Consider the following 24,328-nt stretch of genomic DNA (forward strand, 5'->3'; position numbering starts at 1 on the left):
CTTAAAAATGAAACCAACCCTCATCATCGGCGGCGGAATAATCGGTCTGTTTTCCGCATATTTTCTTCAAAAAGAAGGAATAGAAGTTCAGGTAATCGATCAAGGTGATATGCAGGTGAATTGCTCCACAGGCAATGCAGGCATGATTGTGCCCAGCCACATTATTCCCCTGGCAGCTCCGGGTATGATCAGCAAGGGGATTTCTTGGATGTTTTCGTCCAAAAGCCCTTTTTACATCCATCCCCGGTTGGATGCCAAGCTGTTGAAATGGTGCTACCAATTCTATAAAGCTGCCAACCCTGCCCACGTGAAGAGAAGTGTGCCGGTATTGAAAAATCTGAGTTTGCTAAGTAAAGCACTCTATAAGGAATTCGCAGATGAACATCCCGAATCACTAATTGCCCTTCAGGAAAAAGGACTGATGATGATCTATCAGACGGAAGCAGTGGAGAAGGAGGAAATCGAATTTGCACATCTTGCGAATGCCAACGGTCTACAGGCAGATATTCTTACTCCCGATGATATCCGCACCTTCGAGCCAAATCTGGAAGTGAAAGCCCGTGGAGCAGTAAGATTCCCCGGAGATGCGCACTTGGACCCGGGAAAACTTTACGGTTTTTTGAAGAGCTACTTACTGGAAAAAGGAGTGAAATTCCATCCAAATACCCAAGTGACTGGCTTTGAGAAAAAAGGAAGCGTAGTAAATGCCGTAATCACGGACAAGCAGAAAATCGATGTGGACAAGGTAATTCTATGTGGGGGATCTTGGTCTGGGGAATTGGCTGAAATGCTGAATTTCTCGCTTCCTATGATGGGTGGAAAGGGTTATTCATTCCTGCAGGAAAATAATCCAGAAATTATGCAATCCTCGATTCTGACAGAAATGAAGGTGGCCGTAAGTCCTTATGGCCCGCAAATCCGCTTTGGAGGAACAATGGAAATAGCGGGGGTTAATCAAATGATAAATATTAATCGCGTAAAAGGGATTTTCGAAGCTATCAACCGCTATTACCCTGAATTTGAAGCCAAATTCCCCGAAGAGAACAAAATCTGGAAAGGCTTGAGACCCTGCTCACCGGATGGTCTTCCTTACATTGGATTTGCTCCCGGTTATTCCAATGTGATGGTAAACAGCGGACATTCCATGATGGGGGTCAGTCTTGCTCCTGCCTCCGGCAAAATCATCAGCGAACTGCACCGGCAAAAAGACACTACATTGGAATTGACCGGATTTGAAGTAGGCCGATATAACTGAGCATAAACTAGGATATCTGAAATTGAGTCCTTCGAGGTTTAGAAAACCTTGAAGGACTTATTTTTTTGTATAAATCCTAAACCATTTCATTAAATTGCTATCATGGAACCTGAAGACAAAGACACTGTACAAGAGCCATTTACAGAATACGGAGTATATTCTTATGCGGACTATCTGACTTGGGAGATCGATGAAATGGTCGAGCTAATCAAGGGCAAAGTGTTTCGTTCTGCTGCCGCAGCGCCAAGAAGGAAGCATCAGGAAGTAGGCGGATTACTATATTCTAGATTTTTGATTCATCTGGAAGGAAAAAACTGCAAGGTATTTATCGCTCCTTTTGATGTAAGATTACCGGTCAAGTCCAAAAAAAACGAAGAGATATTCACAGTTGTTCAACCGGATATCTGTGTAGTTTGTGACCGGTCCAAATTGGATGACGCCGGATGTGTCGGAGCACCGGATTTAATAGTGGAAGTGCTTTCTCCCGGGAACAATAAGAAGGAATTAAGGAACAAATATGAAGTTTATGAAGAGTCCGGAGTAACCGAATATTGGGTAATTCACCCGGATGAGGAAACGTTGGTCATTAATAAACTGATAGATGGCAACTATGTGCCCTCCCGACTTTTCACACACGGTGACATTGTAAAGTCAGATTGTATCGCCGGGTTTGAATTGGATCTGGAAGATTTTTTTGAAAAAATAGATTGAGTCCAGCTCCTTAGTGTTGGTTTTAATCAGAAAGTAAATCCGGATAAAAAAAATCCCGCTTCAGGAGAAGCAGGATAACGGTTTGGCACAAAATCCCAATCGGTTAAGTCGTATAGACCGAATTGAACATCACGTAATCAGTCGTCAGGTCAGAACCCCAGCCTACTCCTTCTTCCTCACCGGTATTCAACTCCAGCAATACCTTGATGTGGGATTCACGGAGTAGCTTTTTCATATACGACTTCTCGAATTCTACGGGATTCCCTTTATCCAACACCTGCACCAAGTGATTTTGGTCGCCGATGTACAAGTTTACTTTCTTATAGTTAAATGGAACTCCTGCATTTCCTGCAGCCGCTATGATTCTGCCCCAATTTGGGTCTCTGCCAAACATGGCTGTTTTCACCAAAGTAGAATCAGAAATTTCCCGAACTAACGTCCTTGCAATAGCTTCTGTCCTGGCTTTAGTCACTTTGTATTCTATAAACTTGGAAGCTCCTTCTCCATCGGAGACAATCAGTTTTGCCAAGTGAGTCAATATCTCAAGCAATTTTTCCAAGAATATCTCATACCCAGGATCATCCTTACTTGATACTTTTCGATTTCCTGCCAATCCATTTGCCAGTACGGCCACCATATCATTGGTAGATGTATCGCCATCTACGGTAATCATATTGAACGATCGATCTACACAGTGACTCACCGCCTCCTGAAGAAGCTTTTCATCGATATTGAAATCTGTCACCACAAAAGCCAGCATAGTGGCCATATTGGGATGGATCATGCCGGAACCTTTGGCCACACCCCCCATATTGATCATCTCTCCTTCATACTCAAACTCGATAAAGCCTTCCTTGGCAAAAGTATCTGTTGTCAGAATAGCATTGGCAACAAATGAGCCTGCCTTCAACTCATCACTCAATTTGGGAATATTGACCTTAAGCCCTTCTACCACATCCGTTGTAGGGAATTCAACACCTATTATACCCGTAGATGCTACGATTACATCCTCTTCGGAAATGCCCAGCATCCGGGCGGTCGTACGCACCATTGCTTCAGCACCTTCTTTTCCCTGATCGCCCGTACATGCATTCGCATTACCGGCATTGCAGATGATTACCTGAGCTCTATTGTTGGCCAAGTTCTTCTCAGTGATTTTGATAGGTTCTGCACGTACTCTATTTTGGGTCAAGGTTCCTGCAGCCGCAGCCGGGACTTCCGAATATATAATAGCCAAATCCCTTTTCATGGACTTAACCCCGGTATGCGCACCCCAGCATTTGATCCCGCGTACGTTAGTAATATTTTTAATCATCTTTGTCTTTTTTTAAGGTTTTAACGGCACTTGGTTCAATCCTTCTGACTCCGCCAAACCAAACAGTAAATTCATATTGTGGACCGCCTGACTGGCGGCGCCTTTCAGCAAGTTATCGATGACAGAAATCACAATTACCCGCTCTGTTCTTTCATCCCACACAGGGAAAACATCGCAAAAATGACTTCCTCTCACATCTTTAATCCCCGGAGCTTGATTTCTCAATCTTACAAAAGGTTTGTCTTGATAGAAGTCCCTATAAATCTCTGTCAGCTTCTGCTGGTTCATATCTCTGTTGACTTTGGCATAAGCCGTCACCAAAATCCCTCTATCCACCGGAAGCAGATGAGGAGTAAATTGAATTGTCGACTGATTGCCTGCCAAAGCACCTAATTGCTCCTCTATCTCTATGGTATGCCGATGTCCTGCTATTCCATACGCTTTGAAATTCTCATTCACATTGGAAAAATGAGTTGTCGCACTCGCCTTCACGCCTGCTCCCGTAAGACCTGATTTCGCATCGATGATCAGTGATTTTTCCTCCACCAGCTGCTTCGCAAAAAGCGGAGCCATGCTTAATATAGATGCTGTAGGGTAGCAACCAGGATTGGCTACCAGATTGGCTCCCTTGATCTGCTCCGCAAAAAGCTCAGGCAAACCATATACTGCAGTATCAAATCCTTCCGGATAGCTATGTTTTTTGTCATACCATTGTTCATAGACTTCTTTGCCGGAAAGCCTAAAATCTCCTGAAAGATCAATGATCTTTACGCCGGAATCTTTCCATTTTGCCACAAAATCCATGGAAACACCATGTGGTAAGGCCAAGAAAATCACATCCAGCTTTCTATTTCCCACCTCATCTGCACTTACCAACGGAATGTCCAATCGATTGAAAAACTGTGGATGCAAATCCGAAAAAGGTTTGCCCACATGGGATTCAGAAGTGATTATTTCTATAGAAACTTCCCCGTGATTGAGAAGTAATCTCGCCAGCTCAGAACCTGTAAATCCGGATGCTCCTACTATGGCAACTTTTAATTTCTGATTGCTCATACTAGGCAGAGATTGTGGTTTTGGACAAGATTTCATCAAGTTTTTCAAGGAAAATATTCAGCTCATCCCTGCTGATATTAAGTGCAGGCACAAGTCTCAAAATATTCCCGGCAGTTGCATTGGCTACAATCCCTTCTTCAAGTAATCTCAATACAAGTGGCTTGGCTTCAGATCTCATTTTTATCCCAAGCATCAAGCCCAGACCTCTGACGGATTCCAGTTCATCATGCTTTGCTATCAACTCAGCCAGCTTACCTCTCAGCCATTCGCTCGTTTCAGTCGCCCGCTTGCAAAGCTGCTCTTCATTGATCACCTCAATAGTCGCTATCGCCGAAGCTGCCACCAGTGGATTGCCTCCGAAAGTTGTCCCATGGTCGCCAAATTCAATGGCACTTGCCACTTTCTGATTACAAAGTACAGCCCCAATCGGTGCTCCGCTCCCAAGACCTTTGGCCAAAGTCATGATATCAGGCTGCACTCCAAAATGGTCTTTTGCAAACCATTTCCCGGTTCGGCCGATGCCACACTGGATTTCATCAAAAATCAATAAAACTCCTTTTTCATCACAAAGCTTTCTCAATCCTTCCAAATAAGTCTTTTCCGCAAGGACTATTCCTCCTTCACCTTGAACCGGCTCCACAATCACAGCGGCAGTATCTTCATCAATTACTGCTTCCACTGCTGATAGGTCATTAAAAGGAACCTGTGCAAAACCGGTTGGGATAGGGCCAAAGCCCTGCTGATATTTCTCCTGTCCGGTAGCGATGGTGGCTAAAGTTCTCCCGTGAAAGGAATTATGCATGGAAATGATTTTTCCGCCTTTTCCATGTTTATGCGCATATCTTCTTGCGATTTTGATTGCTCCCTCCACAGACTCTGCTCCACTATTAGTGAGGAAAACCCGATCCAGCCCTGAGATTTTCACCAGCAACTCACTCAATGCAACCTGCTGAGGACTAACGAAGAAATTGGAAATATGCATCAGCTGGGCAGCCTGCTCCTGAATCGCTTTTACCACTTTCGGGTGGCAATGCCCCACGTTAGTTACGGCTATACCGGCCAATAAATCAATGTATTCCATCCCATCGGCATCCCAAAGCCTGCTTCCTTTTCCTTGGATAAAAGCCAAGGGAAAGCGATTGAATGTTGGCAAATAGTTCTCCTTGTCTTTGGTATATAAATCTTGATTCGTCATAGTCTATTGTAGTGTCAAAGTGGTTCCAATTTTCTCATGGTCGATCACGTAATCTGCGATCTGCTTAGGCTTGGTGCCATTCAGAATGATGGCTTTTCCCACCCCCTCTTTCAAAGCCAGCATGCAGGATTGAATCTTCGGGATCATTCCTCCTTGGATGGCAGTTCCCATATGCGCCTTCACGGTAGGTTCATTAAGTTCATGGATAATCGAGTCAGGATCCGGATAATTCAGAAAAAGCCCATCCACATCTGTCAGGATAATGAGCTGATCTGCATGCACAGCAGCAGCCAGTTTCCCCGCAAACGTATCCGCATTGATGTTGTATGACGTGCCATCGGCTCCATCGGCTATACATGCGACCACAGGCACATACCCGGATTTGCAAAGCAGATTGATCAGGCTATTGTCGATAGAGGTGATTTCACCCACCAAGCCCAAATCCACACTTCTACCATCAGCCGATGTGTGGAGATATTTTTTAGCCCGGACCATTCCCGCATCCTTGCCGGAAAGACCGATGGCTTTCAGTTTGTTTTGATTGAGCTTGGAGATCAAGTCTGCATTGACTTCTCCTATGAGGGCTTTTTGAATTTCTGCGAAAGCTGTAGCCTCCGTGACCCTAAGACCATCTACAAAATGTGATTTGATGGCTGCTTTTTCTAATGCTTTATTGATAAATGGCCCGCCCCCGTGTACCATGATCACTTCACATCCTGTTTCTTGAAGTTTAAAAATCTGTGCCGCAATTTCCTGCTGCAACTGGGGGTTTATCATCGCATTCCCACCATATTTGATGAGAATTCTTTGCTTAGACATTTCTACTTTTTTTATATTAAATTGACTTTTTCCAAATCAGGCTCTCCCATATGGACAGACGGTATTGGAGACAAATCAGAATTGAATTTCAGTTTTTAAGTGTTGAGAACTTGATAAATACAGGTTTAACTTATTTAACCCGTTACTCTCAAACAACCTTCGTACCGAAAGAGGATATCCTGCAGAATACTACGATGTTATTGGAATAGTAAAACAAAAAACTCTTAAAAGTCAAATGAAAAATACTTGTCCGACTTGGCAAGGTGACAGCCTGTCAGTAAACCCCACTAAAACACCGGCCCAAATCTTCCTACTATAGTCCCCTTAATAAACTCATTATTGGGTAAATTATTAAAGATGATACCCTAACATCCCCTCAAAGTTTTTGGGAGTAAGTACTTCTAGCTTAGACTCAGGGTATGCATCAGTAAACGTTGTGGAAAACCTGACTTTCGATTTATCACTCCACTTGCATTCTATTGCAATCATTTGTCCTTCCACTTCTTCAATAAAATCTATTTCCTGCTGAGCTGTAGTTCTCCAGAAATAGTACTTAGCATCCACATTTTTATAGGCTTGGTATTTCATGCGTTCCACGAGAAAATAATTCTCCCAAAGTGCCCCAGAATCAGTCCTGTTGATCAGTTGGTTGAAATTTCCTAGAATCGCATTCCTAATTCCACAGTCATAGAAATAAATTTTTTTTCCTTTCTTCAATTCAGTCCTCACGTTTCTATTGTACGCGGGAACTCTAAAGATCACAAAGGCTTTTTCCAGTAGGTCAATATATTTTTCTACTGTAACCTTATCCGCACCTACTATTTGGGCAAGTTCATGGTAATTAACTTCACTGCCCAACTGAAGAGCTAGAGCTTTGAGCAATTTCTCCAACAAGACAGGTTTTTTAATTTGCTCCAGCATTAGCAGATCTTTGTAAAGATAACTTCCTGCCAGAAGCTTCAAAAGCTCCATTTCTTCTCCCGGATTCGTTACGATTTCAGGATAGCATCCATAAATCATTCTATGCTCAATCATGCGTTTTTCTGCCAGCAAACCATGATGATTAACCATTTCCCCAAAACTCAAAGGGTATAAGAAAAATTCAAATTTACGTCCAGTCAAGGGCTCGTTAGAAAGATTTGCCAAATCAAAAGCGGACGATCCCGTCGCAACAACTTGGATATCTTTCAACTGATCTACGATTATTTTCAATGTCAGCCCAATTCCTGGAATTCGTTGAGCTTCATCAATAAAAAGTATTTTATTATCTCCAAGAATGCTCTTAAGCCGAGCCGCAGAGACATCAGTAAGTTCGGACCGGACATCAGCTTCATCCCCATTCAGATATAAGCGTGGATCTGCTATTTCCGCCAGCATGGTTTCACATAGCGTGCTTTTACCAACTTGCCGTGGCCCTAAGAGCAATATAGCCTTATTCCGAAACAAACGTTCCTTAATTGATGGTATTATAGTCCTTACGATTGGGGCTGATGACATGTGAAACAAATGTAATCACAAATTTAATATGATTTTTGTGATTGTAATCACAAATTACATGCATTTTTTGTGATTACGATCACAGATTATATACATATTCTGTGATTTACTCACCTACCAGTACCCTCACCATCTTATCAAATCCCTTTTTGATTTCTGCAAATTGGCGATCCCTAGAAGCTTCCAAATCATCTTTCGATACAGCTGTCGCCACCAAGAATTGATCATAGATCTCCGTAAATTCAATCGAGCGCCGGTTGCCCTCCAATCCCCAAGTGTCCAGATAAGCACCGAGTTTTTCTACTTTCAATCCCACATGTGGTACGGCATAGCTTAAAGCCGTAATCGCCCCATGCAAACTCGTTCCAACATAGCATTTTGCATTGGCGATAAGATACATGATGTCCCAGATATTATCCGCATCAAAATAGCTATAAGGACTTTTCATCAGCGCGCCCAATTCCTGTAAGGCTTCATGGTCGTCATGATCCAAAGCCTTTCCGATAGGACAGAGGCAGATTTCAGTGTTCCCTTTTTGATAAATCTCATCCAGTCCGCCTGCAATTGCCTGCTCATGACCTCGGGTAGTTTTCTTGTTTATCTGCGCAAAAACATACTTCCCTGCCTGTTTTTCCACATACTCCGCTACTTCAGGAGTGATTCTCTTTCTGAGAAAATCCAGCGGGTAAAATTCCGACATCAAGATGGCTGAATCAGGAAATAGATCGGCATGGACTCCGCTTTTCTTCAAATTATCTACTGTCAACTGATCTCTCACCGCGAAATAATCTGCATTCTGAAGCTTTTCTTTAAGAAAACCATATTTTTCAAAAACTGCGGGACTCAGACCGGAACCTCCCAAGGAATTCAAAGTCACAGACTGCACACCCACAAAATCAGATTTATCAAACACAAAAGGAAGGGTTGTCTTACCTTTCAGGATTTTCTTGGTCCAGGCGTTCAAATCCAGCACCTTGTTGACTTTTACATGACTTTTATTGATCCGCTGAAAAAGGGGATTCAAAGCAGCATAGAGCGAATTCCAAGTCACTCCCAATGCCTCGCCACCTGCTATGATCACATGTGCGGGATCCGATGGATTATTGCATGCTTTATAAAACTGCTGAAGACCTTTGGTAGGCAGTCCGCCTACACTAGACAGGTCACTCTCCACCAATCCGAAATATTCAAACTCGAAATCCTTCCCGTATGAACTCAATTGCCTTTCGATCACCAATGGAAAAAGTAAATCTCCGTAATTGTATCGGTCGAAAGCTCCTATGATTAAGACTTTTGTCATGTGTTTGTTTTAAATTGTAAGTCATAGACCAAAGTCTACTGACCCTTAGGTTGATTCTCAAAAGCTCTCAGACTTTGCCTAGAGCATAGTTCGAAACTTGTTTTTGCATGGTGCGAAAGACTCCCTGCAAAAAAGATACTTAATTTTAAATCCGGAGAAATTAACCTCAGGAACTATTTTTGGTAAGTAGGACGTAAATTCAGAACAAAATTATCAAAACGCTATTTTGAGTACCAAACCAGTTGCCGTCAATCGTATTTTTTCAGGTTCAGTCTGGGGAATTTTAGCCAAAATTCTGGATGCAGCTGCAAAGTTTGTAACCATCCCCCTATTGGTAGGCTATTATGGGAAAGCAGACTATGGATTGATCGCCTTAGCTTTCTCGTTAAATGCCTATCTCAGACTGATGGATTTGGGGATGAACGTGGGCTCTGTGCGCTTTTTCTCCATGTGGGAAGCTAAAGCTGACTGGGAAAACATCGGAAAAGCTTCTCGCTCCAGCATCATTTTCTATGGTACTATCGGGCTGATCAACGCCCTGATTTTCATGTTTATGGCCAATTACGGCCAATTTTTCTTCAATCTAAATTCGGATCAGATCCCTACCTACCGGATCATGATGTACATACTTTCAGCCAGTACAGTTTTGAATTGGCTATCCAATGTCATCATCCAATTACTCAGTGCCAAAGACGAACTGGGTTATGTGAACCGGGTGACGGTCGTGAGCAGCTTGCTCAACTTTATTGTGGCGATCGCGGCCATACATTTCAAGTGGTCATTACCGGTTTATTTCCTGTTTTACACGCTTTCGACATTGGTTCCTATTCCTCTGAATATTTTCAAATTACGGGTTTTCCCTATTCCATTGGGACAACTTCTTAAGCCGAAATGGGATGGAAAGATTTTTAGAGAAATCATCGGTTACAGTTCTGCGATATTTCTCATGGGACTTTTCCAACTGACTGCAAATGAACTGCGCCCTATCCTACTGGCGAAATTCGCTTCGGGCATTGATGTCCTGACAGATTACCGTGTGATACAGACCATTGCGATGTTGATTATTTCCTTTGGGACGATCTTCCTTCAGGTGCTGCTGCCGTCGGCCTCCAAAGTCTATCAGGAGGGAAATCACGCTAAAATGGAAAAAATGGTTTTTACCGCCACCCGGTACATTTCAATCTTTCTCAGCTTTATCGTATTTCTGCTGGTGCTGAATTCCGAATCAATTCTTCTCCTCTATATGGGGAAAGACTACCTCCATTTGGCTGTTTGGCTGAATATCTGGCTCCTCACAGTGCTACTTAATATGCACAATACCCCGGTGGCAAGCTTGGTGCTTTCCTCAGGAAAAACCCGCTTCTTGATCTACTCCTCGGCTACGGCTTGCATTCTCTCGATTCCGATCACAGTAGTTCTGGCACCTACATTGAATGTAGGTGCGGCAGTTATAGGCTATCTGGCCTATATGCTGATACAAATCGGTTTTTTCTATGTTTATTACATTCCTAAAGTGCTAAAGTTAGATAGCAAAAAGATTTTCTTCGGTGCTTTTTCACCTTCTGTCTTGGGTGCTATCGTTGCATTTGTAGTTGCTTTTGGCGTAAATAAATTGACAGAAATACCGGAAGGTTTGCTTGGAATGGTCGTGCTTTCGGTGATTTTCACTACAGTTTTTGCCGCATTCCACTTTCTGTTTATCATTAAAGCCGCGGATATTGAATTTCTGCGCACGAAAATTTTGAAAAGAAAACCATCCAATGAGCAAGAATAAATTTTCGATTTGTATTCCTGCCTACAAGAGCAAATACCTCCAAGAATGCATTGACAGTATCTTGGGCCAGACGATTGTGGACTTCGAGTTGATTATTTTGAATGATTGCTCGCCGGAGCCCGTTGAAGAGATTGTTTTGAGAAATTCCGATCCCAGAATCCACTATTTCAAAAATGAGAAGAATGTGGGAGCCTATGATTTGGTGGATAACTGGAACAAATGCCTTGAACTGTCAACTGGGGAATATCTCGTCATAATGGGTGACGATGACCGATTAGCACCGGATTACCTAGCCGAGTTCGGCAAGCTGATCGATAGCTATCCCACGCTAAATGTCTATCACTGCCGCAGCAAAATAATCGATGACGATGGAAACGATGTGGTGCTCACCCCGGCACTGCCCTCATTTGAATATGTCTATGACTCGATCTGGCACCGTCTGCGTCAGTTGCGATCCAACTACATCTCCGACTATATGTATAATACTTCTGCTCTGAAGGCTCAAGGAGGTTTCTACAAGCTTCCATTGGCTTGGGGTTCGGATGATATCACGGCATTTATCGCTTCTGCAAGGAAGGGTATTGCTCATAGCAACAAGCCCGTATTTGAGTACCGCAGCAATCGCCTCTCCATCACTTCCACGGGAAATGATCTGCATAAGATGATGGCGGATCTGAGTTATGCCGAGTGGCTGGACCAATTCATGAAAACCAACCCGCCTCATTCTTCGGACAAGGTGATTTATGAGCACTTGCTGAAAGAGCTAGGCAACTACATGCACCAAAAGAAGCTTTACACGATGATGCTGTCCATGCGCAGTAATCCTGTGGAAAAAGCAAAAATCTGGATGAATAACAGGGTTCGGTTCGGACTTTCAATTAAGGACATTGGAGTTTCGCTGGCGAAAAGCATAAATAAAAACCGCTCTTGATGCCGATGACCCCATCCACCAAAATCATCTTCAATCCCTGTGAAAACAAGGAAAACCAATACATCGCCATTCTGGTAAATGGACTTGAAAAGCACGGCTTTGACGTAAGCAAACTGGATGATTTCTTATCCTCCGGAGAACATTTCCGCTCCATCCAACTGGTTCATTTGAACTGGTTTGAAAACCTGGACGATAGTAGTCGGCAAAGCATGTGGAAGAGCTATTTCAGGAAACTGGTAGTTTTGGCAGCCGTAAAATTCGGAAAGAAGAAGCTGGTTTGGACCATGCATAACAGGCTTTCCCACGAGAAAAAGTCCGGGAAACTGAGTCGGGCACTCACCCGAAAGTTGGTATCACAGGCCCATGCGGTTGTGATTCATTCGGCAGTATCGGAAGAGATTTTGCGCGGCCAATATCCAACTTTACAGGCAAAAATCGTCCACATCCCTCATCCTGACTTTATGGATGTATATGGGCCAATGATTCCTGAAGACCGGGAAAACAGATCATCCCCGCTAAAACTTCTTTTTCTGGGAGCAATTAAACCCTATAAAAACATTGAATTGCTTATAGAGGTGGCAAAAAGATTCAGCGAGGAAGTTCAGTTGACTGTAGCAGGAAATCCGAATTCCTCCTCTTACAGGGAAGAGTTGGAGAAGTCAGCACAGGGTGCCGACAATATTTCTCTGGATCTGAAATTTATTCCGGACGAGGAACTACCCAACTATATTCATCAATCAGACTTACTTATTCTCCCTTATTCGCTGGAAAGCAGTCTGAATTCGGGAACTGTCATTTTGGGATTTTCGTATGGGAGAACAGTAATCTGTCCGAGAATTGGCACCATTGATGATTTAGATGCCGGTGAAGACGTATTTGATTATAGTTATAGCACCGAATCAGAACACTTAGAAGCTCTGGAAAAACAAATTAAAACAGCTATAAAACTCCATCAAAATGATTCTAATTCACTGATCGAGAAAGGTCATAGAATGCAGAACCTGGTTCTTAAAAACAACAATAAACAAGAAGTAGTCCATCGATTAGTTGAACTCTACGGAAGCTTATTACAGTAAACATCCTTTTTTTCATCAAAAGCAATACATGAAAATAGTGTACATCAATTCTCTCTACAGCCCACTGATCGAAGGTGGCGCGGAGATTTCCCTGAAGCTAATCGTGGAAGGAATGAAGTCTTTGGGCCACGAGGTAGTGGTCTTGAGTCTGATGCCGGAGAAAGGACTGAAAAAAGAACAGGTAGATGGAGTAACAGTATATAGAGCTGGGCTGCAAAATGCCTATTGGCCTTATTCAAAAGCCAAAAAAAATAAACTTTCCCGACTTGCCTGGCACTACCGTGACCAATCAAATGAGGCAATGGCCAAGGTCGTGGAAGAAATAATAGATACCGAAAAACCCGATATAGTCTCTTGTCATAATCTTGCAGGATGGTCTGCTGCAGTCTGGACTCCGATTCATAAGGCAGGAATCCCTATAGTGCAGGTTTTACATGATCTGTACTTGCTTTGCCCCAATAGCAACATGTTTAAAAACGAGCAGACTTGCGAAAACCAATGCTTCAGTTGCAAACTTTTACGCAATAATCACGCAGAAGCATCCCAGCAAATTTCGGCTGTAGTGGGTATCAGTAACAGTATTTTGCAACGATTTATAGACTTTGGATATTTTGCTAACGCTTCCAAAAATATTATTTATAATACCCGTACCGTCCCTGCTCCGAAACTTAAATTTCCCCGTCAGGCAGGACAACCTATAAGATTTGGCTATTTAGGGACTCTTTCTAAAGTGAAAGGATTGGAATGGCTGATTGAGCAGTTTAAGAAACTGGATTTCAATGCAAGTTTGAGTATCGCGGGAAAAGGGGATACGGCATACGAACAGCACCTGAAAGAAATTTCCTCCGACAGTTCGACAGCGTTTGTAGGTTATGTAAATTCCACTGAATTCCTTGCAGATATTGACGTTTTGGTTGTCCCTTCACTATGGGAAGAACCACTCGGAATGGTAGCGATCGAAGCTTTGGCCAATCACGTTCCTGTAATCGCAAATAAAAGAGGAGGACTGCAAGAGACGGTAAAAGACGGAGTCAATGGACTGTATTGCTACGACAATAAACCTGACTCGCTGAGCAAGGCAATGAACAAGCTCTATGAAAATCCTGAGCTATACAATCAATTTAGCACTGATGCCCGGGCGTCTGTGGCTTCCATTTTGGATGCCGATCGGATGATCGCTGAATACGAATCCGTATTGATGCAGGCTTTGCAAAGGCCCAAACTTGAAGTTTCGAAATGAACGCTCCTCAAACTACACTTGCCAACAAAGCGGCTACGCTTGAAGGGAATGACTGGAAAGCTATATCAATCGCAGAATCCCTGTTTTTGATTTCCTTGATTTGCATATTTCTGCCGGTGAAAGTTTATCCGCCGATTTTTTTGATCAGCTCATATTTTTTCTATAGAGAAACTCCGAAGTTGAATTTCCCAAATTGGTCCATCGCTCTGGCTGTTTTCAGCAGCTATGCAGTAGTGAGCTACCTTATCCATTACCCGGGAGAACCTCTCGCTTTGACGAATATCATCAAACTAGTCACCAATTATATCTACCTCTTTTTTGCAATTAATTGGCTTGGTTCCAGAGACAATGAATCCCTAATCGCTAAGCTGGATTTGGCACTTCTAGGTGTGCTCACCTTATCACTGGTGCAACTTTTGATCTATCACCAAGCCTATGATTTCAAATTGATCACAGGAAGTGATTCCTCAGGACAAGCAAGCTCACTTTACCGGGAATCGCTCTATTACTGGGGATTGGATGACAAAAATATGTTTGGTGCCAGAATTGCCTTGATGGGTTTTTCTTTCATCTGCATTCCCATAGTGGTAAAAAGCCAGCTCTTCCTCCGAAGAATTGCCTTTGTTTTTGTTATCGCATTTCTGAGCCTTTCCCGTACGCCCATTGTGGCATTGATACTAGCCGTATTCGTGCTGGTCTGGGTTTCTGTAGATAGAAAATGGAAAATCAGCTTGCTGGTTTTGATCGCCATAGCTCTGCCATTTGTCCTCCAAAAAATAATTAGAGTAGACTCTCTGACTTCCTCCAATGACGGTATGGGGATTCGTTTGGTGTATTGGACGGCATTTTTTGATCACTTTGACACAATTTCTCCCTTGGGAAACGGATTTCTAAGTGCCCCCGGATTTCTTGAAAAGTATGCTCAATTCTACAGGGGCGAACCTCATATTCACAATACCTTTCTCTCCACTTACCTAGAAATGGGCGTTGTAGGATTCATTTCCTTTCTGGCTTTTTTGTTTTGGTTCGTAAGAGACTGCTACCGCAAAACATCCGGTATTAAATTTTGGACGATCCTTTTCTTACCGATCATCGCTATTATGATGATCCTTTATTCCGGATATGACAACGATGTGGTCATGTATTTCTGCCTGATTTACCTGATTGGCACCCAGTCTACGGTCAACTTCAAAAACGTAAAACCCAGCCTATGAAAAGTGAAAAAACAATCCTAATTGACAGTCGCTGGGCCGGAAACACAGGAATCGGAAGATTGTATCAGGAAGTAATCAACTATGCCCCAAGCGCACTTTCCTACGAATATGTAGAAAGCAAAATGGGCTTGGGAAATTTACTGACACCTTTGATGCTGGGTGAGGAAATAAAGAAGTCAAATGCGGATGTTTTCTACAGTCCCTCTTTTATGCCGCCTGCTTTTTCGAAGATTCCTTTCATTTTCACGGTGCACGATTTAATGCATTTATTCTACTACTCGAAGCTGCATAAGATCTATTATGAGCAGATCATTGCCAGACTGGCAAAGAAAGCACAGAAAATCATCACTGTTTCTCATTTCAGCAAAAACCAACTGGTGGATATCCTCGGAATCCCTGATGCCTTAATAAAGGTAATCTATAATGGAGTAGACGGTCATTTTCTCGAAAATAACGAAGAATATGAAAGTGATCACCCTTATTTTCTGTATGTAGGAAACCGCCGAAAAAACAAGAATATACCTGCTATGCTCACCGCCTTTGCCAATGCAAAGATCCCGAATGAGTTCATGTTTTACCTCTCCGGAAATCCCGACTCTGAACTTGAACCGTTGATCAACAGCCTTGGAATTCAGAAAAGGGTTCGGTTTTTGGGTTTTATAGAAGAACAGGATTTACCCAAGCTGTACAAAGGCGCACATGCTACTTTATTTGCCTCACTGATGGAAGGATTTGGTCTACCAGTCATCGAATCCATGGCCTCGGGCACTCCGGTATTGACTTCATCTACCAGCTCACTTCCGGAAATCGCCGGGGGTGCTGCACTTTGCGTGGATCCCACAGAAGTTTCTGCCATCCAGACCGGGATAGAGAAACTCGTGAATGATGAGGTTTTCTATGTAGAATGCGTGCTTAAAGGACTAGAGCGGGCCCGGGAATTTAGCTGGGAAAAAACGGCTAAGGAAACTTGGGACACCATTTTATCAAAAAGTTTCTAGCCCATAGTAACCATCCCCTTCGGGATCGCAGCTATTAACCAGTGAATTCATAACTAAAGTTATTATGATTAGACATATTCAATTATTCCTTTTACTTCTTTTTGCGCTGCCTGTTTTGGCGATTGGCCAGACTGATTTATCTGAAAGCGGAAAAAAAATCAATGTGCTTGACTTCGAAGTTTCTGCTGATTCAGACAGTGACCAAACAGAAGCTATTCAAAAGGTGATTGATCAAGCCAACGAAGGAGACACCGTTTTTTTCCCTGAGGGACAATTCCTTGTCCGTACAATTCTATTGAGATCCAGAGTAAATATCCTTGCAGAGGGCACCATCAAACATCATGGGGCAGCCAAAGCAGGAGAATATTCTATAGAAAAGCAAAATTCTCCAAACCCATTGATTTTGGGAAAGGAGGTAAAGAACCTGAGTATTTCTCTGAAAGGAGAATCAAAAAATGAAGGGATTTATCTCTTGGACAGTCATCAAATCCACATTTACGACACTGAGCTAACCGGTGATTCTACTAAGCGAAGGGCCTATCCCGGGATTATGACTTTTGAGTCGAGTGAAGTGGCCATTTCTACCACAAGGATCCATCATTTCGGAATGCCTCGCTCCGAAACGCACAGTTATCAGCCGGGCACAGGCGTACGGATTTTATCCAGTCATTCCATTTCGGTCCGTGATTCTGAGATTTATAAGAATGGAGAAAATGGTGTTTTTATTCACGGTAGTGAAAAAGTCGACGTGTCGAATAATGTGATTCACCATAATGGCATGTCCGCGATACAGGTAGCTTTTGGAGGTTCCGGCAAGGAAAAAGATTACACTTTTTCCAACAATATTATGGACGAGAATGCTTCCGACGCAATAGACATTAACAACCGGTCCAAAGAAAAAGCTAAGGACATAGAGTGTTTGATCGTTAAAAATATAGCCTGTGGAAATGGTTTTGTAAAAAACCAATCTACTCCCGATGGCTCCGGCATAGTCACGTTGATTAATGTGTCCAACGTAACGATCTATAAAAACGAAGCTTACAAAAACAATCGTCCTGCGATCTACGTGGAAAGCTGTGGATTGATTTTGGCGAAGGAAAACTGGGCTGACAACCAAGTTGAAATCACGCTTGATCTGGAAGAACTTCATTTGCATAACAATAGATTCAGCAGCATCAATTTGATAGCAAATACCAATGCGAAAAAAATCCACCTCCGGGAGAATAACCTTGGTTCACTTTCCTTGCCCAACGGAATTCAGGTAGATGAGTTTGTGGTTGAAAACAATAGCTTTACCCATGCAAATTTCAATTTCAACATGACAGGAAATGTGCATTTGACAGGCAATCAAATTAAAAACAACTCTAAAAATCAAGCAATACTAATCACCAAAGCAGACAACGCGCTTTTGGAAAATAACACAATTTTAAGTCAAAATTCTTCTGCTATCATCATCAGAAATACCGCAAGTAACGTCCGGATAATCAGTAATCAGATTGAATCATCCAATACTGCTATCTTTGATGATAACTCAAAAGAGCTAGTGGTGAAAGACAATATAATCACATCCATCCCTGGCGGAGATGAAAATCAGGCCTTCCGAAGTCACTACCCCCAAAATTTGACTTTGGTGGGAAATGAATATAGAGGAATAGAAAACACTGAGACGGTGCTCCTGATAGGGAACGGCAAAGCTACCATCGGAAAAGAAAAACTCATTTCCGGAACTGCAAATTACGGGGGAGTGGAAGTTTCAAAACACTAATTTCAAGCTATGCAAGTCAATCTTTTTATCCCCACGCTAAATGCGGGGAAAATCTGGAAAGAAGTACTGGACGGAGTAGCTAGGCAAAGTTATCCCATTTCTAGGTTAGTGATTATTGATTCCGGTTCCACTGACGGTACATTGGATCTGATCAATGAAGGAACCTGCGACTTGATCAGGATTGACAAGAAGGATTTTGATCATGGCGGTACTAGACAAATGGCAGTTGAAACCTTTCCTGATGCAGATATATTTGTGTTTCTCACCCAAGACGCGATTCTTGCCGAGACAGATGCTATTGCGGTAATGGTGGAGGCTTTGAAAGAAAATCCTGAATTGGGAATGGTCTATGGCCGTCAGCTTCCGCACAAAAATGCGAAAATCCTGGAAACCCACGCAAGGTTTTTTAACTATCCTCCTGAGTCACGGGTTAAGAGTATGGAAGATGCTGATCGCTATGGAATCCGAACTATTTCCTGTTCGAATTCCTTCGCCGCCTATAGAAAAACAGCTTTTTTTGCAGTCAATGGCTTCCCAACTGGCTCTATTTTAGGCGAGGACGTATTAATTGCAGGCAAAATGTTGCTAGATGGATGGAAAATGGCGTACCTTTCGAATTCAAAAATATACCACTCACATGATTATTCAGCCATTGAAGAATTCAAAAGGTATTTTGACATCGGGGTATTCCACGTTAACAACCAATGGATCTTCGAGAAATTTGGCAGAGCAGAAGGTGAGGGGTTTAAGTATCTCAAATCAGAACTCAATTATACTTTCAAACAGAATCCACTTTTGATCCCAAAATGCCTGATTGCTACAGGAGCTAAATTACTTGGTTATAAACTAGGACTTCATTACCAAACACTCCCAGTTGAACTCCGAAAGTCATTCTCCATGACAAAAGCATATTGGGGAAAAGCCTGACATAATAACTAGCCCCTCAGGTAATAACTCTCGCAATGTGGGGACACACTCCCCATAATTAATGTTAACAACATCCCAAAAAGTCTCCAAATAGCTCTAAAAGGCTTCTTTCTGCTTGGCATTCCTATTGAATAACACTTAGCACGACAATGTTTGACTTTAAAATACTAAACCAATGATACGTAATTCATCACATCAACAAGAAATTGTTTTCAAAGGCTACCAATCGGGAAGTATTATCCCTAACCTTTTTACTTTAACGAACATTTCTAGAAGTTCAGTATCCCAGACAGTAAATGAAGGTATAGAATTAACTACCGGAATTGCAAAAAGATCATTTGACATCCTGTTTTCTTCAGTAGCAATTCTAGCAGGTTTGCCTGTATTCCTTACCTTAATGTTGATTACGAAGCTTACATCTAAAGGCCCTGTCTTCTACAAGCAGGAAAGAATAGGTAAAAACGGTTCTCCATTCAATATCTATAAATTCAGAAGTATGATTGTAGAATCCGAAGTGAACGGACCACAATTGACCACTGACAATGATCCAAGAATTACCAAATGGGGTAATTTCATGAGAAAAACACACTTGGATGAGCTTCCACAGTTCTTTAATGTACTAGTTGGCGACATGTCTGTAGTAGGACCTAGACCAGAGCGTGCTCATTTCATTAAGCAGATTGTAGCAAGACAGCCACAGTATGTACAATTGCTTACTATCCGACCTGGAATTACATCTATCGGTCAGGTTGATTATGGCTATGCGGAGACTGTAGAAGAAATGTGTCAGCGAGTACTTCTGGATTTGAAGTATTTGGGCAGCGTGAATTTATTGACTGACTTAAACATTATAGGCCAGACCGTGATGACTATGATCAATAAAAAAGGTAAGTAAGTTAATATCATTAGTCAGTCGAACATATAAAATCGGCAGTCACTTCGGCTGTCGATTTTTTTTGTGCTTAATCATAACAAAAATACGCAGGTCATGTAAAACACCCTATAATTCTAACTATCAAATTCTATTTTAGATGATGTAATTAAACAGGTATAAGATGAAGAAAACTGTAATTGAAGACATAGGGCTATTGATCATGAGACTCGGAGCCGGAGGGATGATGTTGACCCACGGGTACCCGAAACTTATGCGGTTAATCGGAGATGAGCCGATCAAGTTTATGGATTTCCTTGGGATTGGTTCTGTAGCTTCACTTTCACTTGCTGTGTTTGCAGAAGTTGTTTGTTCAATTTTGATTATGATTGGCTTTAAAACACGGCTGGCAACTGTCCCTTTGATGGTCACAATGCTTACTGCTGCTTTGATTGCCCATGCAGCAGATCCTTTTGGCAAAAAAGAACTTCCCCTGCTTTATTTTGTCGTTTTCCTCGGAATTTTGATTTTTGGAGCAGGAAAATTCTCCATTGATGGATTCAGCAACCGCAAATCCGTTTTTTATAAAAATTGATAGAAAAAATGCACTCCGTAAGGATAGCAGATCAATCTATGACATGCTCTGGGGTTTTTCTAATTTATAAAGAATTCTAAAAAGCTATAGGCCCTGCACTAATTTGGCAAGGTATAAGCCACATACGCATCACCGCTTTTAGTGCCTTTTCCACCTCCACAGGCTATAACAAGGAATTGCCTACCATCTATTTCATAGACAGCGGGAGTCGCATGCCCGGAAGCAGGAAGTTTGGCTTCCCAGAGAATTTGACCCGTTTCCTTATCGAAAGCCCTGATCTTCTCATCTTTTGTAGCCGCTATAAATAACAGTCCCCCGGCTGTCGCCACCGGTCCTCCATAATTCTCTGTACCTGTAGGAGCAAAGCCTTGGGCGCTCAGCGAATCAATCTCTCCCAAAGGGACTTGCCATTTTTTCTTACCCGTATTCATATCGAGCGCAGTCAAAAGTCCCCAGGGTGGATTGGATCCATACAGTCCCTCTTTAGTTACCAGTTTCTTATAACCATCCATATAGTATCGCGGGTAAAGCAGAGGTGATTCGCCCTCCATTTCCTGCTTATCCCCTTCGGCATCAGGTGCTTTATCCAGTAAATATTCCAACAGAACTTTTCTGTTTTCATTTGATATATGTGCGAAAGCAGGCATTGCCCCTCTCCCTTTTCTAAGCAATTGATCCAGTGAATCGTAGGTGTATTTTTCCTTCACATCCAGCAAATCCGGAATGGTTGGGGGATTTCCTTTTCGCTCCAGCCCATGACAATTACCGCAATAATTTGTGTAAACGGATTTTCCCACATTCTCAAAATCGGCATTGGGAGTCATTCCTATTATCCAGGGAATTTGATTTGCATTCACATATAAAGTCTGGGTGGTGGGATCAAATGCAGCGCCACCCCATTCACCCCCGCCATCCATTCCGGGAAAAAGGACAACAGGTTGATCAGGATGTGGAGGAGCCCAGGTGTCTCCATATATCGCCCCCTCCAATTGCGTTCTGATATCAGCTTCCCAGTCCCAACGAAGGCTAAGAACACTGTTCTCATCAAACAGCATATCCATAAAGGGTTCCGGAAATGTCGGGATTGGCTGTGTAGGAGATGTATATTCCCCGGGCATGACAGATTGGGTGACCGGAGTTTCCACGATATCCCATACCGGCTGGCCAGTCTCCCGGTCAAACACGTAGGTCATGCCTTGTTTGGAAATCTGAGCCACAGCATCTATCCATTTTCCATCCTTCTGAATTCGAATTAAATTGGGATTTGCAGGAAAATCCCGATCCCACACATCATGATGAACGCCCTGAAAATGCCAGATTCTCTCCCCCGTCTCAGCGTTCAGGGCAATTAAGGAATTTGCATAAAGATTATCCCCTTTACGATAACCACCCCAAAAATCATAGGTAGCTGATCCTGTTGGCACAAAGACAATTCCCCGCTTCTGATCCACGGTCATACCGGCCCAATTATTTGCCCCGCCGATCTGTTTGATATACGCCGGGTCCCAAGTGTCATACCCATGCTCTCCTTCTTGTGGGATAGTATGAAAAATCCATTCCCGCGCACCTGTTCGGATATTATAAGCCCGAATGTGTCCAGGAGCTGCATCCAATCCTTCAGACAGTCGCATCCCAATAATCAACAAATCCCCATACACCACACCCGGAGCATTTGCCACAATCAAAAAATCTTCCCGATCCGAATCCAACTCTTTTCTCAAGTCAACTTTCCCCTCATCTCCAAAGCTCGGAATAGGATCTCCTGTATCGGCATCTACAGCCATCAGCCAATTCCCTGCTCCAAAAAGTATCCGTTTATCTTCTCCATCCTCCCAATAGCTGACACCCCGATTGGTACCCGCCCAGGAATTTTCCCCGCCTAACACTTCAAACGGATTAAATCTCCAAACCTTCTCCCCGGTGGCCGCATTGACGGCGAAAACATTCAACGTAGGCGTGGAGCCGTAAAGCAACCCATTGATTACGATTGGCTGACACTGGATCTGCGAGCGCTCAGTGGCATCACCTGTATGATATGTCCAAGCCACTTCCAGTTGGGAAACATTTTCTTTGGTGATTTGTACCAATGATGAATATCGAGAACCATCTTCCGGACCTCCATAGTGCGACCAATCGGTGTAATCGATTTCGGGGGCTTTGGATTGACAGGCCGAAAAAAGTAAAAGTAAGCCACAGAGAACTTTGAGGAAAGCTTTCATAAAATAGGTTAAGTAGGGTTTGAAAGCAAAATATCGGGAAATCTGAGCAAAGATCACAGACAAACAATTTCACCGCCAGACAAAAGAAAAACGGTTTTGTAAATCCCTTTTCCTGAGAAAAAAATAGGGGAGTAGTCCACTCCTACTTTTTGGAGAAAACCTTATGCACTCCATATATCGCAAACCCCAACACAGTCCAAAGTGCCATATCAGTGATTTCCTCAGTTTTGGTACTACTCAGCAGCCAGATGGTTGCTACAATCCCAGCTATGGCAAGCGGTATCCCAAACTTCAACTTGTAATAATCGGCATCCGGTTGGCTTTTGCGCAAGCGAATCAAAGCTCCACAGACCAACAGATAAATCAATAATCTTGCAATAACTGAGATCGCCAAAGATCCCATGAAATCCCATACAATGGCTACAATGATAATCAGCAGGGCAAAGAACACGATTGCCACCGTGGGCGTGCGGAACCGGGGATGGACAAAGGAAAATACCTTAGGAAATTGCCGGGATTCACTCAGTGCAAAAGGCAATCTCGAACCGCTTAGAATCTGCACATTCAATGTCCCCAAAATGGATACAATTGCTCCGAATGTAATAAACAACCCTCCCCCATAGCCCATCATACGGGATGCTGCGTCTGCCAAGGGTTTGTCGGAAGTAGCCAAATCCGGAAGAGTTCCTATGGCCACTACCTGAATCAGCACGTAGAACACTGTAATAATGAGCGCCCCTGTCATCAGCGCAAAAGGAAGGTTTTTACGGGGATTTTCCACTTCTCCGGAAATCACCAAACCGGCCTCAAAACCGCCAAAGGCAAAAATCAACAGTAAGGCGGAATTTGCAAATTCAGGCATTGGCGGCGGAGAACTGAAATCAAATGCTTCTCCATTAAGAAAAAACAGACCAATGATGATAAACAGGGACAGCGGAACCAGTTTGGCAACTGTCAATACATTAGTCGTTCGGGTGGAGTCTTTGATCCCAAGCAAGTTAATTCCCGTCAAAACCAACGTGATCAACACGATCATTAGTATTCGCATCCATTCCTCCTGAAAGACAGGTGAGAAAAAGGACATATAAATCACCAACAAATTGACTAAGGTGGCGTAGCTAAAAAGTCTGGTCAACATCAGAACCCATCCAACTGCAAATGCCGGCAGATTGCCAAAAGCTTCTTTAACATACAAATAAGGTCCTCCCGTGCGGTCAAATCTAGAACTCACTTCCATGAAAACTAAAATCAGCACCAGCATCACCACAGCACAAACTCCAAAAGCGAGCAGGGAATAGGGCCCCGAAAGTGCAAAAGCCTTGGCCGGAAGACCAAAAATCCCCGCCCCGATGACAGAATTTATAATCAGAAAAACCAGATCCCACTTACGGATTCCTCGCTTTAGCATTGGACAAGCTTAGGTGAATGAAAAGTTAAAGTAGCCAGAAAAACCAACTTTCAAACCGGAAAAAATGATGTACGGTACGAACAAGTCCAAGGCTAGGGAAACCAAATTTTTAAACCATCTACTGTGAGTTCGTTTTTATTAGCTAAATTTTGTCTATTCAAA

20 protein-coding genes are annotated in these 24,328 nt (G+C 42.9%); 12 read left to right on the top strand and 8 right to left on the bottom strand.

Translation table 11 applies throughout. The annotated features are described in order from the left end of the window. The first annotated feature begins 7 nt into the window (after positions 1-7). The gene (locus tag J2X69_RS10475; protein WP_310102708.1) at positions 8-1,255 is read left to right on the top strand and encodes an FAD-dependent oxidoreductase; all 1,248 of its coding nucleotides are present in this window, start codon (positions 8-10) and stop codon (positions 1,253-1,255) included. 102 nt (positions 1,256-1,357) lie between these two features. Beyond that, positions 1,358-1,966 carry a Uma2 family endonuclease gene (locus J2X69_RS10480; RefSeq protein WP_310102710.1) on the top strand — a complete coding sequence of 203 codons (609 nt, stop codon included), beginning with the start codon at positions 1,358-1,360 and terminating at the stop codon, positions 1,964-1,966. Positions 1,967-2,069: 103 nt separating this feature from the next. On the opposite strand, the gene argJ is transcribed toward J2X69_RS10480, so the two are convergent. The 6 genes from argJ to J2X69_RS10510 form a co-directional block, all read right to left on the bottom strand. Next, a complete protein-coding gene (argJ, locus tag J2X69_RS10485; RefSeq protein ID WP_310102711.1) occupies positions 2,070-3,281 on the bottom strand; it encodes a bifunctional glutamate N-acetyltransferase/amino-acid acetyltransferase ArgJ in 1,212 nt (403 codons plus the stop codon). Between the two features lie 12 nt (positions 3,282-3,293). After that, positions 3,294-4,337, bottom strand: a complete 1,044-nt coding sequence (argC, locus tag J2X69_RS10490; protein WP_310102712.1) for an N-acetyl-gamma-glutamyl-phosphate reductase — start codon at positions 4,335-4,337, stop codon at positions 3,294-3,296. Between the two features lies 1 nt (position 4,338). Further along, a complete protein-coding gene (locus J2X69_RS10495) occupies positions 4,339-5,532 on the bottom strand; it encodes an aspartate aminotransferase family protein (protein WP_310102714.1) in 1,194 nt (397 codons plus the stop codon). A 3-nt stretch (positions 5,533-5,535) separates the two neighbouring features. Beyond that, the gene (gene argB, locus J2X69_RS10500) at positions 5,536-6,351 is read right to left on the bottom strand and encodes an acetylglutamate kinase (RefSeq protein ID WP_310102716.1); all 816 of its coding nucleotides are present in this window, start codon (positions 6,349-6,351) and stop codon (positions 5,536-5,538) included. Between the two features lie 351 nt (positions 6,352-6,702). After that, positions 6,703-7,848, bottom strand: a complete 1,146-nt coding sequence (locus J2X69_RS10505) for an ATP-binding protein (protein WP_310102718.1) — start codon at positions 7,846-7,848, stop codon at positions 6,703-6,705. Positions 7,849-7,954: 106 nt separating this feature from the next. Beyond that, positions 7,955-9,148: a polysaccharide pyruvyl transferase family protein gene (locus J2X69_RS10510; protein ID WP_310102719.1), complete on the bottom strand. Its 1,194-nt coding sequence runs from the start codon at positions 9,146-9,148 to the stop codon at positions 7,955-7,957. A 226-nt stretch (positions 9,149-9,374) separates the two neighbouring features. On the opposite strand from J2X69_RS10510, the gene J2X69_RS10515 reads away from it, so the two are divergent. The 10 genes from J2X69_RS10515 to J2X69_RS10560 all read left to right on the top strand — a co-directional run bounded on the left by J2X69_RS10515 (position 9,375) and on the right by J2X69_RS10560 (position 20,539). Then, complete coding sequence (locus tag J2X69_RS10515; protein ID WP_310102721.1) at positions 9,375-10,922, top strand: hypothetical protein; 1,548 nt, start codon at positions 9,375-9,377, stop codon at positions 10,920-10,922. After that, positions 10,909-11,853, top strand: a complete 945-nt coding sequence (locus tag J2X69_RS10520) for a glycosyltransferase family 2 protein (protein WP_310102723.1) — start codon at positions 10,909-10,911, stop codon at positions 11,851-11,853. The genes J2X69_RS10515 and J2X69_RS10520 overlap by 14 nt, the downstream gene beginning before the upstream one ends. Positions 11,854-11,858: 5 nt before the next feature. Next, on the top strand, positions 11,859-12,929 hold the full coding sequence (locus tag J2X69_RS10525) for a glycosyltransferase (RefSeq protein WP_310102725.1): 1,071 nt from the start codon (positions 11,859-11,861) through the stop codon (positions 12,927-12,929). Between the two features lie 28 nt (positions 12,930-12,957). Continuing rightward, entirely contained in the window at positions 12,958-14,169 is a 1,212-nt protein-coding gene (locus J2X69_RS10530; protein WP_310102728.1) for a glycosyltransferase family 4 protein, read from the top strand. Next, entirely contained in the window at positions 14,166-15,383 is a 1,218-nt protein-coding gene (locus J2X69_RS10535) for an O-antigen ligase family protein (RefSeq protein ID WP_310102730.1), read from the top strand. Before J2X69_RS10530 ends, J2X69_RS10535 begins: the two co-directional genes overlap by 4 nt. Next, positions 15,380-16,381, top strand: coding sequence for a glycosyltransferase family 1 protein (locus tag J2X69_RS10540; protein ID WP_310102733.1), 1,002 nt, complete (start codon positions 15,380-15,382; stop codon positions 16,379-16,381). The genes J2X69_RS10535 and J2X69_RS10540 overlap by 4 nt, the downstream gene beginning before the upstream one ends. Positions 16,382-16,445: 64 nt before the next feature. Further along, positions 16,446-18,146: a right-handed parallel beta-helix repeat-containing protein gene (locus tag J2X69_RS10545; RefSeq protein WP_310102735.1), complete on the top strand. Its 1,701-nt coding sequence runs from the start codon at positions 16,446-16,448 to the stop codon at positions 18,144-18,146. Between the two features lie 9 nt (positions 18,147-18,155). After that, positions 18,156-19,073, top strand: coding sequence for a glycosyltransferase family A protein (locus J2X69_RS10550; protein WP_310102738.1), 918 nt, complete (start codon positions 18,156-18,158; stop codon positions 19,071-19,073). A 175-nt stretch (positions 19,074-19,248) separates the two neighbouring features. Continuing rightward, positions 19,249-19,968 carry a sugar transferase gene (locus J2X69_RS10555; protein ID WP_310102741.1) on the top strand — a complete coding sequence of 240 codons (720 nt, stop codon included), beginning with the start codon at positions 19,249-19,251 and terminating at the stop codon, positions 19,966-19,968. Positions 19,969-20,128: 160 nt separating this feature from the next. Then, on the top strand, positions 20,129-20,539 hold the full coding sequence (locus J2X69_RS10560; protein WP_310102744.1) for a DoxX family protein: 411 nt from the start codon (positions 20,129-20,131) through the stop codon (positions 20,537-20,539). A gap of 98 nt (positions 20,540-20,637) precedes the next feature. Here J2X69_RS10560 and J2X69_RS10565 read toward each other — a convergent pair whose 3' ends face one another. Together J2X69_RS10565 and J2X69_RS10570 are read right to left on the bottom strand one after the other, a co-directional pair. Beyond that, positions 20,638-22,758, bottom strand: a complete 2,121-nt coding sequence (locus tag J2X69_RS10565; RefSeq protein ID WP_310102747.1) for a PQQ-binding-like beta-propeller repeat protein — start codon at positions 22,756-22,758, stop codon at positions 20,638-20,640. 142 nt (positions 22,759-22,900) lie between these two features. Continuing rightward, positions 22,901-24,166, bottom strand: a complete 1,266-nt coding sequence (locus J2X69_RS10570; RefSeq protein ID WP_310102749.1) for an APC family permease — start codon at positions 24,164-24,166, stop codon at positions 22,901-22,903. Between the last annotated feature and the right edge of the window lie 162 nt (positions 24,167-24,328).

The organism is Algoriphagus sp. 4150, from assembly GCF_031457395.1.
Classification (GTDB): domain Bacteria; phylum Bacteroidota; class Bacteroidia; order Cytophagales; family Cyclobacteriaceae; genus Algoriphagus.